Here is a 16729-nt window from a genome sequence, read left to right as displayed (position 1 = left end):
GAAAGCCTTATAGAAATATCGGGCTTTTTTATGCCTTTTTGCTTCCTCAGCATAATAGTCCGAAGTCGGAGACATTCGGACAGCGGGGGATAATATTTATTTATCAACTCCCGGTAAGCAAGCGTATTTATTTTGTTTTTACGTTGATTGCGGAGAGTCCCTTTTGCCCCTGCTCGGTTTCAAATGTAACCAGGTTATTTTCCTTTAATGGTCCTGTGAGGGCGTTAATATGCACGAAAACACTTTCCTCAGTTTGCAGGTCTCGGATAAAGCCATAGCCCTTTGCTTCATTAAAAAAACTAACTACGCCGTTCCGTACAGTGTCATGTGGCAGGTCTTGCCGTTTAGCAATGCCGATTTGAATATCTTCCGAATTAACCTTGATTTTCCGTGAAGGGTCGGGCGGCGTAGACGTGATATTTCCATGCTCATCAATATAGGCCATCATATCTTCCAGGCTCTTACCCGTACCGGCATTTGCCTTCCTCTCTTCGGCCCTTTCTTTTTTGTCTTTAGCCTTCTTAAGGCGGGCCTTCTCTTTTTCCTTTTTACCGAATGTTTCTGTCGATCTTCCCAATATGCTTAAACTAATTTAACGTTAACTGCACCGGGCCCTTTTTTGCCTTCTTCCACATCGAAAGTAACCTCGTCACCTTCGCGGATCTCGCCATTTAAACCGCTAACGTGCACAAACAAGTCTTTGCCACCATTACTGGGCGTAATAAAGCCGAAGCCTTTTGATTCATTAAAAAATTTCACTGTTCCTGTTGCCATAATATTGTTTTGAATAAAGTTGCAAGGTACGATTTATTATCCATGAAGCTATACACTGCACATATTGGGCTTTTAACAACCGGCTCTTTAGAAGTAGCGCCAACGGTTTCCAGATAAAGCCTGTTTTTGAATTATCAGAAAACCTTAATACATCCTTAACCTACAGACAACGTGCGGGCTATTATTTTAGCGACGGAAAAAATCTACCGGGCTTTACACTATAAATTAACAAAAAGCGCTCATACCGCAACTGTTTCTCTTCCAAAAAGCGATCAACCGCCCTGATAAAAATAATTTTTCCAATTAGTTCAAAAATTTATTTATGAAAAACTTACCCAGGGAGGATACAATTTGAAGATATAAGCCGCATCCGATGCAAAAAGAGCGGGCTGTTCCACCAACCCACTCCATTTAAGCCATCAATAATTCATGATTATGCAAACCGACAAACTATTAAAAAGCTATGCACAATTCTACAAAAAGAAATGTATTAAAACTCCTATCTACGTTCTCTCATCTTATTTTTACAATCATTATCCTGCTGGGTTCCAATACCCAAACCCTTTGGGCTAAGAGCCTCCTGGTACATCATTCTGGCTCTATAAAAGGCATCAATCATTTAATGGAAGATAATGGCCACCTGGACGGAAAGGTATTGGATGAAAAGGACCTGCCGCTTATCGGAGTTACCATACAGGTACGGGAAAGCGGCTCCAATGAGCTAAAAAAAACAGGCACCACCAATATCGACGGATCTTTTAGTATCAAAAACCTGGTAGCTGGTAAATCCTATGATCTTACCTTTAGCTATATGGGCTTTGATAAGCAAACCATTACCGGTGTGCAAGCCAGCAGCGGTAATATGCTGCATGTAAAAATGCTCCCATCGCCAACCAGTTTAAACGAGGTGGTGGTAACCGCTCTGGGTGTAAAAAAAGGTGCCAACAAAATTGGGTATGCCGTGCAGGAAGTAAAAGGTGATGAACTGGTAAAAGCCCGTGACTCGAATCCTATTACGGGGCTTACCGGTAAAGTGGCCGGTTTATCGGTATCTATGAATGCCGAACTGTTAGGTACACCATCATTATTGCTGCGTGGTAATCAGATTACGCTGTTTGTGATAGATGGTATCCCGGTCAATTCAGATACCTATAATCTTAATCCGGATGATATAGAATCATTTACCGTGCTTAAAGGTCCTGCCGGCGCTGCTTTATATGGTAGCCGTGCACAATATGGCGCTATCCTTATCACTACAAAAAAGGCCGGAAAAGATAAAGGATTTACGGTAGAATTGAACTCCACCACCTCTATTGATAAAGGCTTTATTGCCGAACCTAAAACCCAGCACGATTATGGCGGCGGTATGTACGGCCAGTATGCTTATGCCGATGGTTTTGGCGGTGGCTTGCAGGATGCCCAGTACCAGTTATGGGGACCAAAATTTCGCGGACAGCTTATTTCGCAGTATGATGGCGAATACACGCCTAATCAAACTTACACCACTAAGTTTGGCGATTTAACTTATACCGGGCACATCAAACCAGAGCCTTATTTAAACCGCGGCTATGTAGATGGTAAAAACAACCTCGATCGTTTTATCAGGGCTGGTTTCCAAACTACCAATAATGTGGCCTTATCTGCCAGTGGCGATAAATATGCCATGCGTTTTTCGGCATCAGAATCAAACCAGCAAGGTATAGTGCCTAATACGGGGCTTAACATTTTTAACTTTAATACCACCGCAAGTTACCAGATCTCTAAAAGGTTAACCTTTAATGCCGATCTGAACTTCAACAAGACCTACTCAGATAATGTACCCGATGTTACGTACGGTCCGAACAGCTTAATTTATAACCTTTCTGTATGGACCGGCGGTGAATGGAATGTAGATTCACCGGATATCAGGAACGTATGGGCACCCGGTAAAGTAAACCAGGTGGCCATATTTCCGGAGCATGTACACTATAATAACCCCTGGTTAATGGTGGAGGACTGGACACGCAGCCATAATAAAACAGATATTAACGGCTACATGTCATTAAACTTTAAGCTGGATGAGCACCTGAACATTACCGGCCGTTCGCAAATTACCACCTATTCATTGGTACGCGACGAAAAAATGCCATGGGGAGCCTTTACATATGCCCGTACACTGGGCCAGGGCGATTTCCGCGAAGACAGAAGAAACCTGTTTGAAAACAATTCAGACGTGTTGCTAAACTATAACTACAATGTAGGTAACCTCATCAACCTGTCGGGTTTGGTAGGCAGTAGTCTGCGTAATTTTAATTACAACTCCAACTTTACCTCTACCGATTACCTGGTTACGCCAAATGTTTACAACTTCAATAATTCGCTGAATACGCTGATGACCAATAATTTCACCTCTAAAATGCGGGTGATCAGCGCCTATGCTTCATTAGATGCCTCTATTGGTAAATATGCTACCCTATCTGCCACCGGAAGGATCGATAAGTCATCGGCATTGCCCGAAGGCCATAATTCTTATTTTTACCCAAGTGTATCAGGAACTACCGTGGTATCTGATTATATAAGACTGCCACAGGTAATATCTTTATTTAAACTAAGAGGCTCGTTTGCCACGGTACACGGCGATGCTACTTCCACAACTATTGGAGCAACACCATTTAACACTTATACTACACTAAATGGTTCAACAGCATATAGCCTTTTCTCCAACTTTTCACAATACGGTAATAACTATTTAAGCCCATATGGTGGTCCCGACTATTCTTTACAGGTTCCATACAACCTTAATAAACCTTATAATAATACCCCTGCAGCCAATTCATCAGGTAGTATTGTCGATCCGAATATCAAAACCTTTACCCGTACAAGTTATGAAGAAGGGTTTGATATAAAAGTATTGAAAAACAGGCTGGGCTTAAGCACTACCTTTTTCCAATACATTGATGGACCGCAGATCCTGGCTAACGCCATTTCGCCGACATCGGGTTATAACACTTATTACATCAACGCCTTAAAAACCCGTAAAACAGGTTTGGAACTTACACTTACTGCCACACCAATAAAGCTGCATGATTTTTCATGGGATGTAATGGCCAACTGGTCTACCTTTAAGGATGTTTACCTGGAACTGCCCCCGGGCCAAACCTATTACAACACCTTCTATAAAAAAGGCGACAGAACAGATGTGCTGTATGGATCAGCCTTTGTAAGGGCTCCAGACGGGCAAATTGTATACGATGCAGGCGGTAAACCATTAAAAAATCCTATTAACCAAAACCTGGGTTTCATGAATCCCGATTTTATATGGTCTGTAAGTAACAGGTTCAGGTATAAAAACTTCTCCTTCAGTTTTCAATTTGATGGCAGCGTAGGCGGCAAAATATCAGATCGTTTGTACTCCTTAACCATGCAGGGTGGGGCCAACATCGCTACAGTTGAAGGCGCTCTTGGCAAATCAAGGCTTGATGACGATACCAATGCAGGGGTGGCAGCTTACAAAGGTACTTATGTGGGCGATGGTGTACAGGTAACTAACGGCACGGCTATCAAGTATGATAACTTTGGCCACATCACCAACTATAACCAACTGCAGTTTACCAAAAATACATCAACCAGTACGGTACAAAGCTGGGCCACGCAGTATTACGGCCAGGTAGCTGAAGGATCATTAGTAAGTAAAACCTATGCTAAGCTAAGGGAAGTGCAAATAGGGTACGATTTTCCGAAAAAGTGGTTGAGCGGCATGCTTATCAAAAAAGCATCCATATCACTGGTTGGTCGTAACCTGCTTTATTTCTATAAAGATAATAAGTACAAGGGCATTGATATAGAGCAGTTCAACACGGCCACGCCTACGTCAACACTGCAAACGCCAACAACCCGCCGCTATGGTGTAAACCTAAATGTTGTTTTTTAATATTCATAACCATGAAGATATATATTCAAAAAGTACTGCTGTTGTTGATAATGGCAGTTATACTATCCAGCTGTAAAAAAAGTTTTCAGGATTTATATCAAAATCCTAATAAACCTACCAGTGTACAGGCATCTTTATTGCTAAACGGCATATTGAACAATATGCTGGAGGCACCAGGCGGCCAGCTTGACCGTACCAATCAATATCAGCTGCAAAACAACTCTTACTTTGGTAACAATCAATACAATTTTGGTCCGGGCAGTAACCTGTACCCCGTACTTACCGATGTTACCAATATGGAAAAACAAAGTATCACCACAACTGCGGGCACTTTGAACCCTTATACTGCTTTGGGCAAATTTTTCAGGGCATACTTTTTTACCAAAATGAGTTTGCAAATGGGCGATATACCTATGTCGCAGGCCTTGCAGGGCGCGGCTCAGACAAGCCCGGTTTATGATGCGCAAAAAACGGTTTTCATGAACAGCCTGGACTTGCTGGAACAAGCCAATGCTGATATAACCACCCTGCTAAAAGGTACAGCTACCTTTACCGGCGATATTTATTTTAACAATAACTTGCAAGCCTGGCAAAAGGTGGTAAACACTTACCGTTTACGTTTGCTGATACACCTGAGCAAGAAAACCGCCGACCCTGATCTGAAAGTAGCCCAGCAGTTTGCACAGATTATTGCCGATCCGGTAAAATATCCGCTGATGCGTAGTACCGGCGATGATTTAAAATATACCTGGTTAAATCCAACTAACCGTTATCCTTTAAATAAAGAAACATTTGCCAACGGCGCGTTGAATAATAGTGCCGATACCTATGTAGGTCTGCTTACTGCTGATAAAGATCCGCGGGTATTTATCACTACCGATCCTGCACCTGGTTTGGTAAGCTCAGGCTTAAGCCCCACCGATTTTGCCGCTTTTCAGGGTGGTAATATTGGTTTAGATATGGGTGTACTGGCCAGCCAGAATGGTGGTGGTAAAATAAGTTACATTAACAGGTATCGCTATTATTCGGGTTACACCGGCGAAACTACCGCCCTTGTTGGTTATACCGAAATGTGCTTTAACATTGCGGAAGCCATTAACCGTGGATGGATAAATGGCGGGCCTCTGGGCGATGCCGAGGCTTACTATAACGCGGGCATCAAAGCTTCAATGGCCTTTTATGGCGTGCCGGATAAAGGTGCGATGACTGTTTACTCGTTACCATTGGGTGTACCGGTTGCCGGTCCTTATGTAAGCAATACCGTTAACGTAGATTACAGCACTTATTACGCGCAGCCAGCAATTAAATACGCAGGCAATAATGAAACCGGCATCAGGCAGATCAATGAGCAAAAGTACATTGCTTTTTTCCTGAACAGCGGGCTCGAGCCTTATTTTAACTGGCGGCGTACCGGCTATCCGGTATTTAAAACAGGCGTGGGTACAGGCAACAATGGTAAAATTGCTTTGCGATACAAATACCCTGCTGCGGAGCAATCAGCCAATACCGCCAATTATAACGCGGCTATTGCCCAGTATGGCAATGTTGATGATGTTAATGGAGTGATGTGGATACTGAAATAATTCCATGATCCTAAATATTGATAACTATGAAAAAAGAACTAAATTGACAACAATGAAAAAAATAGGATTAACGCTTATCGCTATTATTTGCGGATTAAGCACTGTTTTTGCCCAGCAAAAACTTGATGTGGAAGGTCATCGTGGTGGCATGGGACTGATGCCTGAAAATACCATAGCTTCGATGCTCAATGGTGTTAAGCTGGGGGTAAGAACCTTAGAGCTTGATATGGTTATATCTGCCGATGGTAAGGTGGTAGTATCTCATGACCCATATATGTCTGCCCGAATCATGCGCAAACCCGATGGCTCTGATATTGATGTATCAGAAGAAAAAAGCCTGGCCATGTACAAAATGCCTTATGATAGCATCCGCAAGTACGATGCCGGCAGCAAACCTAATCCACAGTTTCCGAATCAGCCTAAGTTTAAAACCTATAAGCCACTGCTGGCCGATCTGATTGACAGTGTAGAAACTTATGTAAAAAAGAACAAGCTAAAACCTGTTTATTACAACATCGAAACCAAAAGCACTCCAGCCGGCGATGGTATTTATAATCCAAAGCCAGATGTATTTGTAGAAACCGTAATGGCGGTGATCAACCAAAAAAAGATCGCCAAAAGGATAATTGTACAATCATTTGATATTCGAACGTTACAAGTACTGCACAAAACCTATCCAAAAATCAAACTTTCATTACTGGTTGGTAAAATCAATGTAGATGAAGATCTGAAAACTTTAGGCTTTACACCTGATATTTACAGCCCTTACTACACCTTTGTCACCAAAGAAATTGTACAAAAAGCGCACGACAACAAAATGCTGATACTGCCATGGACAGTTGATCAGGAAAAAGACATGACCGCACTGGCCAATATGGGGGTTGACGGAATTATCAGCAACTACCCTGATAAATTGGTACAGCTATTTGGCAGCTATCAGTCAAAATAACTTATCGATAGTGTTTTAATAAAAAAGGGATAAAGCAGTGCTTTATCCCTTTTTTATTAAAGGCAAATGTTACGGGATCTTGTCAAGTGCCGGAACATTGCTTGCCGAGCCGGCATACCCTTTATTTTGGTTAATGTGCCCGTTAATATTTAACAGAATATCGCTATTGGGTATAGGCCACAATACATGATATGGTGATATGGTAAAAGTGTTACCGGAGTTGGTTACTACACCTTTATTATAAAAATCATTCTTTTCAATGATGCGGTCAAAAAAGAAATTTGATTCGGAGAAATTATTCACATTATAGGTTTTGCCGGTGTAAGAAGGCTTACCTGTCAATGCAAAAATGTAAGCTATACGGGTAAGCTCGGTTTTACGGGGCTCTTCCCAGTAAAGTTCCCGGGCGCGCTCATCAAGAACGGTACCTATATTAACTTTGCTGGCATCAGTTAAAGGTGCGGCCTGAGCTCTTGCTCTTACCACATTTATATCGGCCATCGCGCTGTTTAAGTCGCCTTTCCATACGTAGGCTTCGGCTCTTAACAAATAGGTTTCGGCCAAACGGAACACATACCAGTCGCTATCCGTACCGCGTGGAGGGCTCCAGAATTTATCAACAGCGATATTGGTGGAGCTGATAAATACCTTATAATGTGGCCAGCCAAACCAGCAGCGGATGGTATCTCTCGGGCCATTTAAAAAACGGGTAGCTACATTGGCGGCGGTCCATTGCTCCAGGTGTTTTCCATACCAATCAGGATCAGATGTTTTTAAAGCCGGATTATTATACACCAGGTCGGTCATGTTCATCCAGTTTCCCGGAGCATGTCTTAAATCGGTACTGTCTGTCCAGATGTATTTGGTACTATATGGCGTTCCGCGATAACGGCCTATTCCCCTGCCATAATAAAGCGTAAGCGGAATCTCAGCAGTCACCGCATCAATAATACCGGCTTTGTTTTTACCGGGGGTAAGTATGGTATTGGCCTGTGAATAAAAAGGAGTGGTGTTACGCATTAATTGTGAACCGTTTGCCGTATTGCCTTCCAGATTATCCCGGTCAATTACCAGGTATAAAGCCTCTGTATTTGAGGCAAGAGCTTTATTATCCGGACGGTGCAAATCCCAGATCACATTTTTGGTGGCATCAGCCCCGGTGCTTCCAAAGCGCGCGGTCATTAAATGATAAGGGCCGCCATTGATCACTGAGTTGGCTGCAGCAAGAGCATCATCAAATTTACCAAGAGAGAGATCTACCTTGGTTAATAAATGGCTAACCGCACCTTTGGTAACATCTCCCTTATTGCCGCCGTCAGTTACCCATTTTTGTGCGAATTCCAGGTCGGTTTTCATTTGCTGTAATATTACTTCGCGTTTAACCGTAGCGTAAGCAACATTCGGCACGCTTTCTTCCTTAAAAGGGCAAGGGACATCGCCAAACTCATGTACAAGACGGTAATAGCAATAAGCCCTGTGAAAATATGCCCTGCCTAAAATGTCGTTTCTTTGAGCGTCAGAAGTATATTTAACATTATCTATGCGCGTAATAATGGTATTGGCGTAGCGTACCCCTTGATACCATTGTTTCCAATACCAGCCAATTTTGTTGTAGTCATCACTGTTTAAATTAGCAGTTGGAGTAATACGCACATTCAGATCCTGTGCGGGTGTGGTTTTATCGGTAGTACCTTCAACCGCCACATCCGAAAATATAGATTCGGTAAGCATCGGTGCCGAATCTCCAAAAAATTCTGCTCTTAAATTTTTATTCAGGTAGTTAAGTGCAGCCTGCATAGCAGGTACCGAGGTTAGCGTAAGGTCTGGCGTAAAATCAGAAAGATCCTTAGGTTTAAGGAAATCCTTTTTACAGCTACCCGAAATCAGCACTGTAGCTAAAGTAATGGTTGCTATTATTTTTTTATTTATTGTTTTCATGTTGATCAGTTCAATTTTTTAAAATACTACGTTTACACCTACTGATATATATCTTGGAGTTGGGCCATCGTTTTGCGGATCCCAGAAATCCCAATTCGGGGCATATACGGCGGCGTTGCTTACGTTAGCATATAGTTTCGCGCTTTGTATTTTTAGGGGAGTAAGCCATGATTTTGGGAAATTGTATCCCAACGAAACGGTATTTAGCCTGACGAAGGAAGCCTTGCGCCATACGTTAACAGTTGTACCGCTGGAGCCAGAATTTAAGCGGGCATAATCGTTAATCGGGTCATTGGGTGTCCAGTAAGGTTGTACGTATGATGAAGTTCTGGAAATACTCACACCTCCCTGGTTATTAATAGCCTGGTTATATTTTCTAAGCTGCCCCCAGTTGGAGATGAGCAAAAATCCGAAATCAAAGTTTTTATAGATGTTAAAGTCGTTGCGTAATGACCAGGTAAATCTGGGCGATTCGTAACCAATAAATTGCTTATCATCGTCGGTATATTTATATTGATTGGGGCCGCTGTTTACCAGTTTCTGCAATTTAAAATCGCCGGGAACCGCACCGTATTTGGCGGCCTCATCTTTTTCATTGGTTTGCCAAACGCCTAATACTTTATAATCCCACACTACATCAATATCCTTACCTATAAACCATCCGTTAGCCTTGTCGCTGTTTTCAACATGGCTTACTGTTCCATCGGCATTGGTAACATCAGCAGCGCCATATAGATGCACAATCTTATTTCGATTTAAGAAAAAGTTGAATGAACTGTTCCAGTTAAAATTACTGCTAACTATGTTTTTACTGGTAAGATTAAATTCGAAACCTTTGTTGTTTACCTGGCCTATATTGGAGATTACGCTGGTAAAGCCCGAAACTTGTGGTAAGGTTCTTTGAACAAGCAAATTGGTGGTTTTCTTGCTGTAAACGTCAATGGAACCGTTTAAGCGACTGTTGAACAATGCAAAATCAATACCTGCATTTAGAGATGTGGTACGCTCCCATCTCAGATCAGCGTTAGCCATTCTGCTGATGTAAAGAGCAGAGTTTGCTGTAGCTGTGCCACCAGGAGTAACAGTTGGATACTTTTCGGCTGTAATTACGGCAAGAGCCCTGTTTGGATCAACCGTACCATTACCATCCCTGATATCACGGTTGCCATTAACGCCGTATGATAAACGCAGTTTACCATAGCTTAACCATTTGTTTGATTTCATAAAATTCTCATCGGTAAATATCCAGCCGCCGGCTACAGATGGAAAATTGTCGCTTGGGTGTTTTTGCCCAAATAAAGAATAGCCGTCACGCCGAACAGATACGGTGAGTAAATAGCGTTGCATTAAGGTATAATTGATACGCCCCAGATAGGCGTTAGCAGTTGAGTAACGGTCGTCGCTGCTTACGGTGGGTTTGTTACCCGCACCAATGTTATGAAAGCTCAGGTCGTCATTCGGGCTAAAGCCTTCGTTGTATTCATAAGTATACCACGATTGATATTTCTCTGTATTAGCCAGAAAGGTAACATCAATGTTATGGATGTTGTTAAAGGTGTGGTTCCATTTCAATAAGTTATCTATCTGGTAATTGTAGCGGTTTTCCATGGAACGCTGCGCCTGCCCGCCGGGTACAGTTACATTGGGGTTGTGCGATGAGTTATGATAAAAAGTTCGGTATGAATCGTAACTCGGTGTAAAGTTGGTTTGAAAGGTAATATCCATGGGCAAGGTTACCCTGCCGTAAATATTTGCAAATAACGTGTTTTGAACGTTCATGCTTTCATCATACTGCATATTTAAAAATGGATTCCGGGCATTTAATCCGGCATCGTCTGTAGGTATCCTTCTTAAAGTGCCATCAGCGTTATAAAAGTCGCCGTAAGGGGAGTTATTGGTAATTTGATTCCAATCCGCTTCTAAGGTATGGGGCCTGTCGGTACTGCCATCGCTGTTTCTTGCCGGCAAATTACTTTCATCCCTTACAGCATATTGGACATTAATACCAACGGTTAAAAAGCTGGTAGCTCGTCCTTCAAGGTTTAACCGGGCGCGTATGTTACTATAATCACCGCCGGCAATCAGGTTTTGATTTTTGGTATAGTTTAAAGACATATAATAGTTAACATCCTCGCGTTTACCTGCCATGCTAATGGTGTGATCCTGCCTGAAACCATTACGGAAAACCTTATCAAACCAGTCGACGGTTTTGCCTGCCATATAATTGGCTCTTTCATTAGCTACCAAACCCAGCCTGCTTAACCACTGGTCAACCGGATCGCCTGTGGCCTTTGTTAATGCCATCCATTGATCAACAGTTATGCCTGATGGCAGCTTCCTTGGGTCGGTATATTCATAATCAGGATTATTAACATTGATGCTTCGCATAACATCGGCACGCCAATCTAAAAAACCTTGCGGGCCATACACTTTTTGCTCTTTTTCTAATTGAGCAATACCAAAGTTTGAATTAAGGGTAATAATAGGCGGACCTGTTTTTCCCTTTTTGGTGGTGATAGCAACTACACCAGCTGCAGATCGTGATCCGTAAACGGCAAGGGCGCTGGCATCTTTTAATACGTCTACCGACTCCACATCGTTAGGGTTAATATCAGCGAGTTGCCCGTTATAAATCACACCATCTAACACAATTAATGGTGAGGTGTTACCGGTTAGCGTAGATTTTCCGCGAAGTAACAAGTCTCCACCGCCTTTGGCCGAAGTATTCATGCTAACGGTAAGTCCGGGAATGTTGCCTTTAAGCACGTCGCCAATACTCGTAGGGTTTTCATTTTCAAGCTGGGTAGCTTTTACGCTTGCTACGGCCCCCGTAACATCCTTTTTTTGACGGGTACCGTAACCTACCACCACTACCTCATTCAGCTGTTTATTATCTTCTGTAAGGGTAATATTGATTTGATTACGTCCGTTAACCGGTTGCTCCTGACTGGCATAACCGACTATGCTAAACACCAGCGTGGCAGTTGAGGGCGCACTGAGGACATAATGGCCCTTTAAATCCGTGGCAACGCCTTTTCCCGTTCCTTTTACTTTAACAGTTACCCCAGGTACCGGACCTCTATCATCCTTAACAGTACCCGTAACAGATAACTCCTGGGCCAGGGCAAGGGTGCTGCTGGCCAGCAAAAATAAAATAAGGAGAGTAATTTGTTTTCTCATAATTTTAATAGTATTAATTGGTTTAAGTGGTTTGCGTTAATTGTAGCGGAGCCGATACCTATCGCTATACAAAAAGGCACACAGATCTGTCCCATCAGATCTATGTTGCCTGGCCAAAAAATTTATTGATGCAATACAGGAATAGTCAATCCCCGGATGTTGGATTACGCCTGTTTTATTATTGTTATAATGACGATACTATCAGGCATAAATGCCCGTTAAATAGCAAAATGTGAGGATTTTTTCTTCATATTTGTATTGCTTAGTAAAAATTTCGGTTGAATTAGGCAAAAAAATCCCCGCAACATTCAATGTTGTTGTTTGGCTAAAAGGGATAGTATTGATTTCGGTAGTGCTGAACCCACTGCCGATTTCTTTTTGTTAGGTAAGGCCTGGTTTTATTTTTTCATGATCTAAGGTTTTTTTAGGGTAATCAATACTGCATTTATTCCGCTTGTATGGTAATTCCAAACAGTATTCACGTTCACGCAGGGACAATGAAATTTGCGGATATAAAGCAGTTTTATGGTTAATAATTAAGCTGTTTATATAAGTAATTAAAGCGCTTCTTATTATTTGTAATTGGCAAAATACTAAACTGTATTTACCAAAAATATCCCGGGAGATCAGGTTTTCATAAACTTTAACTGTTTTTATTTACGATAACGTTTTCGTTAAAAACGATTACTCGTATGTTATTAAATAAGTGTGAAATGCACAGATAAAGAAATAGTTAGCCTATTTTTTTATAAAAAGTTTTTTTGAAACCTCTTTGTTAAAAGGTTTTACTATTTCAAGATAGCTTTATGAGTATATTTTGCTAATGATATATAAGTAAATAGAATCATTAATCTATTCTCATATTATCGGCTAAGTAGCCATAACGGTTTTCCGGCCGACAAATTTCAGCAAGGCAAAGGCTATCAAACCGGTTATTACGCCGGCTACTATGGCGAGTGATATACTGCCGTAAAGATATTGTTCCAGGTGAAGGCTGATTGATTTTAAGGAAATGTTTCCGTTAAAGGGAATGTCGATATTTTTTTCGCCCATCCAGTAGCCACCGGCTTTGTAGCTTAAAAAAATTACAGCCGGTATCAGCGGGGCAAAACTGATGTGTGTGGCTAAAAGAACGAGCGCCTTATTCAACTTTAATAATATAGCCAGTGAAAACGCTATGATCAGTTGAAAGCCCCATATAGGTATTATGCCCATGAATACACCAAAACCAATGGAAAACGCTTTAAGCTGTGCCGATTGATCCGGATTAAATAAATGATTTTTTATAAACTGTTTGCCTCGTTCTTTACTGAAAAGAGATTTGAAAAAATAGCCAGGATTAACACATACCGCCCAAAGCTTTTGAATCCCTGCTTTCATTTTTTCTGAACTACTCATAGTTTTGATCCATATTTAGCAACCGTCCGGGTAAAGTTTTGAAATGGTCAGTATAAACCTTATTACAAATTTACCCTTAGCAACATTAACAAACTTTTAAGTTTTGAATAACTATCCACTTACATTACAAAACGGCAAAGGTAATATCTTTATGATAAATAATAGCAGCGGTTTATTCAATGCTTATGTTGACCAGGTGCTTTATAAAATAACCCAAATAGCTATAATGCACATTATAAGCCCAATGCATGTTAAATTTTTATTAAAAAATTAGTCTACTTATTCTATAGTGCATATATTTGTAATAATTGTTATTATCGATCTAACCAATTAGTTCTTTATGGTAAATAATGAGGTCAGTCAACAAAAAGAGGCAGCCATTGGCTTTCTCTTTTTTTATTTCCGGCCCCTTACCATTATAGAATAACACCTCCCTATTTCAGGATAATACTTCCTCCAGCACATCTGCAGAGCGTATATTGCCAAACCCTTCTATGTGCAGCGCGTAATATTCCAATAGTTTTTGAATCAGGTACCTGCGTTCGTCATTACTCCATTTTAATTGCTGCATATTTTCAAAACTGCACTGCAAAAGCAGATGAAAGTTTTGCGTGTGAGGCGGCGACAGGTACAGCAAGCTATCAGGTTTATAGTTGCTGAAGGTACCGTTCTTCATATCGAAATAATCGGCCTGGCCAGCCTGGTACCTATCCGGGTAAAAACCCAGATAACGGGTTAGCTGAACCAAAAACAACAGATGAAAGTTAGCCACGTTCCCGGTTTGATGATCGAGCCATTCTATGGCGCTAAATACAAAATCAAACAAACGCTCATCGGCCGATTGTTGTCTTACGGCTTTGTACAACACTTCGTTCAGAAAGATAGCGATACAACTTTTGATCACATCATATGGGATGCTTTGCAGTACCGGCGAATTTTTAAGTTCTGCAATTCGTTGCACGCTGCCTGTATTTTTATGATAAACCACCAGATCGAGCAGATGCAAGGGCTGCAGCATATTGCGCCCTATTTTTGCTTTGGGCTTTTTTGCACCGTTGATGATGTATGATTGCAGACCGAACTTTTCGGTGAAAAGCTGTACAATAACACTGCTATCTCCATAATCGGTCGCTTTAAATACAATACCACGGGTTTTATGCAGCATATTATACCAGTGAAATAAGTTTAGGTATAAAAATGATACAGCCCATAACCAGGGCAAATACCGCGGCAATTACCACCGCACCGGCGCTAACATCCTTAACATGACCGGCTTTGATATTGTAGGTAGGCGAAACCAGGTCTGTGAGGGTTTCAATGGCGGTGTTGATGAGTTCGGTTACCAGTACCAGGGCAATGCTTATGGTTATCCATTGCCATTCGGCAGCGGAAAGATGCAGTATGGTTCCCAGTCCAATGGCAATAACGGCGGTCACCAAGTGTATCCGGAAGTTGGGCTGGGTAGCGGTAGCATATTGCAGGCCTTTAAAGGCAAAACCAAAACTGCGGATCAGTCTTCTCATATACAAAAATACATTGTTATTGGCACTTATGAATTTGATAGCTTAAAAACTTTTTAAATCTTAAATTTTAACACTTTTTTAGTCAAAAAGAGGGCGAAATTGTGTCAAAAACTGCCGAAAACGGATTCAAAACCATCGGTTTTAACACTTTTTAACAAACTTTAGATGGGTTTTGAAATGTTTAAAAAGTATTCAATGGTTGATGGATTAAAAATGATCTTTTTACCTCTTTAACACAACAACCCGGTTTTTCTTTTTACAAACAGTTTGCAGGCGCAAAGATTTGCCTGACCCTTTAAACAAAGCAACTTCGACCTTTTAAACAAACCGCTGCTTTATCATTAGATCGATCTTTGTTGTATCAAATTATTTATCAGATGACAACAAATTCAAATAATGAAAAAACAGTGCTTGTAACCGGTGGTTCGGGTTTTATCGCGGTACATTGTATATTACAATTGCTGAACGCGGGTTTCCGGGTAAGAGCAACCGTAAGATCGCTGACGCGCGAACCCGAGGTACGGGCCATGCTGAAAGAAGGCGGCGTAGAAGCCGGTAACCGCTTATCATTTATAACCGCAGAGTTAGGCTCCGATGTCAATTGGAACGAAGCTGTGAGCGGCTGCACCTATGTTATACACGTTGCATCCCCAACGCCTTTAAATGTTTATAAACATGAGGATGAAATGATCATCCCAGCGCGTGATGGTGTATTGCGCGTATTGCGGGCCGCGCGTGATGCCGGGGTAAAGCGGGTTGTGCTTACCTCTGCTATTGGTGCTGTAGTTTACGGGCACAAACCTCAAACCGCCCCGTTTACAGAAAAAGACTGGACAGTGATCTCCGATAACACACCTGCCTACCAAAAATCAAAAACACTGGCAGAGCGGGCTGCCTGGAATTTTATCGAAAGGGAAGGTGATCAGCTGGAACTTTCGGTGGTTAACCCTGTTGCTGTTTTAGGCCCTGTATTAGGTGTTGATTATTCTCACTCCATCCACTTTCTGCAGAATTTGATGGAGGGGAAAATGGCTGGCTGCCCAAAGGTCAATTCTTCCTATGTGGATGTGCGCGATGTAGCCGATCTGCATTTACGGGCGATGACCGATCCTGCAGCTAAAGGGCAACGATTTATCGCTACCGCAGGCGAAAGTATCTGGATGGTGGAAGTGGCCAGAATACTCAAACAAAATATGGGCACATTGGCAGAAAAGGTAAATGTTAAGGAATTACCGAATACCCTGGTGCGCATCGCGGCATTGAAAAACCCGGCAGCGAAGGCCATTATTCCGTTTTTGGGTTTGATAATGAATACTACCAATGAAAAGGCAGTAAATTTATTAGGTTGGTCGCCCCGCTCTACCGAAGAGGCTATAGTGGCTACTGCCGAAAGCCTCATCCGTTTAGGCATCGTGAAGTAGTACTGCCCCTTGAGGATGAAAAATTGATCGGCTGTGAAACAGTTAACCAACAA

The 16729-nt window shown here is 41.8% G+C and carries 11 protein-coding genes; 4 read left to right on the top strand and 7 right to left on the bottom strand.

Annotated elements, in window-relative coordinates; translation table 11 throughout:
* Nucleotides 1-127 precede the first annotated feature (127 nt).
* Both ACNURT_RS03905 and ACNURT_RS03900 read right to left on the bottom strand, forming a co-directional pair.
* Nucleotides 128-577: a cold-shock protein gene (locus tag ACNURT_RS03905; RefSeq protein WP_370999406.1), complete on the bottom strand. Its 450-nt coding sequence runs from the start codon at nucleotides 575-577 to the stop codon at nucleotides 128-130.
* Between the two features lie 5 nt (nucleotides 578-582).
* A complete protein-coding gene (locus ACNURT_RS03900; RefSeq protein ID WP_370999407.1) occupies nucleotides 583-774 on the bottom strand; it encodes a cold-shock protein in 192 nt (63 codons plus the stop codon).
* A 463-nt stretch (nucleotides 775-1237) separates the two neighbouring features.
* On the opposite strand from ACNURT_RS03900, the gene ACNURT_RS03895 reads away from it, so the two are divergent.
* Genes ACNURT_RS03895 through ACNURT_RS03885 form a run of 3 tightly spaced genes read left to right on the top strand, consistent with a single transcriptional unit; the run spans nucleotide 1238 to nucleotide 7216 of the window.
* The gene (locus ACNURT_RS03895; protein ID WP_419700633.1) at nucleotides 1238-4684 is read left to right on the top strand and encodes a SusC/RagA family TonB-linked outer membrane protein; all 3447 of its coding nucleotides are present in this window, start codon (nucleotides 1238-1240) and stop codon (nucleotides 4682-4684) included.
* Between the two features lie 11 nt (nucleotides 4685-4695).
* Entirely contained in the window at nucleotides 4696-6267 is a 1572-nt protein-coding gene (locus ACNURT_RS03890; RefSeq protein ID WP_419700632.1) for a SusD/RagB family nutrient-binding outer membrane lipoprotein, read from the top strand.
* Between the two features lie 52 nt (nucleotides 6268-6319).
* Complete coding sequence (locus tag ACNURT_RS03885) at nucleotides 6320-7216, top strand: glycerophosphodiester phosphodiesterase family protein (RefSeq protein WP_419700631.1); 897 nt, start codon at nucleotides 6320-6322, stop codon at nucleotides 7214-7216.
* 69 nt (nucleotides 7217-7285) lie between these two features.
* On the opposite strand, the gene ACNURT_RS03880 is transcribed toward ACNURT_RS03885, so the two are convergent.
* The 5 genes from ACNURT_RS03880 to ACNURT_RS03860 form a co-directional block, all read right to left on the bottom strand.
* Nucleotides 7286-9154 carry a RagB/SusD family nutrient uptake outer membrane protein gene (locus ACNURT_RS03880; protein ID WP_419700630.1) on the bottom strand — a complete coding sequence of 623 codons (1869 nt, stop codon included), beginning with the start codon at nucleotides 9152-9154 and terminating at the stop codon, nucleotides 7286-7288.
* 18 nt (nucleotides 9155-9172) lie between these two features.
* Nucleotides 9173-12334: a SusC/RagA family TonB-linked outer membrane protein gene (locus tag ACNURT_RS03875; RefSeq protein ID WP_419700629.1), complete on the bottom strand. Its 3162-nt coding sequence runs from the start codon at nucleotides 12332-12334 to the stop codon at nucleotides 9173-9175.
* Between the two features lie 870 nt (nucleotides 12335-13204).
* Entirely contained in the window at nucleotides 13205-13732 is a 528-nt protein-coding gene (locus tag ACNURT_RS03870) for a DUF2062 domain-containing protein (protein WP_419700628.1), read from the bottom strand.
* A gap of 439 nt (nucleotides 13733-14171) precedes the next feature.
* A complete protein-coding gene (gene recO / locus ACNURT_RS03865) occupies nucleotides 14172-14897 on the bottom strand; it encodes a DNA repair protein RecO (RefSeq protein ID WP_419700627.1) in 726 nt (241 codons plus the stop codon).
* 1 nt (nucleotide 14898) lies between these two features.
* Nucleotides 14899-15255: a diacylglycerol kinase family protein gene (locus tag ACNURT_RS03860; RefSeq protein ID WP_419700626.1), complete on the bottom strand. Its 357-nt coding sequence runs from the start codon at nucleotides 15253-15255 to the stop codon at nucleotides 14899-14901.
* Between the two features lie 377 nt (nucleotides 15256-15632).
* Between ACNURT_RS03860 and ACNURT_RS03855 the strand changes: the two genes are divergently transcribed.
* A complete protein-coding gene (locus tag ACNURT_RS03855) occupies nucleotides 15633-16676 on the top strand; it encodes an SDR family oxidoreductase (protein ID WP_419700625.1) in 1044 nt (347 codons plus the stop codon).
* Nucleotides 16677-16729: the final 53 nt, after the last annotated feature.

The organism is Mucilaginibacter sp. NFX135, from assembly GCF_048565145.1.
Classification (GTDB): Bacteria; Bacteroidota; Bacteroidia; order Sphingobacteriales; family Sphingobacteriaceae; genus Mucilaginibacter.
Note: the sequence above shows the minus strand (reverse complement) of the source record. Positions and strands in the feature narration are given on the sequence as shown.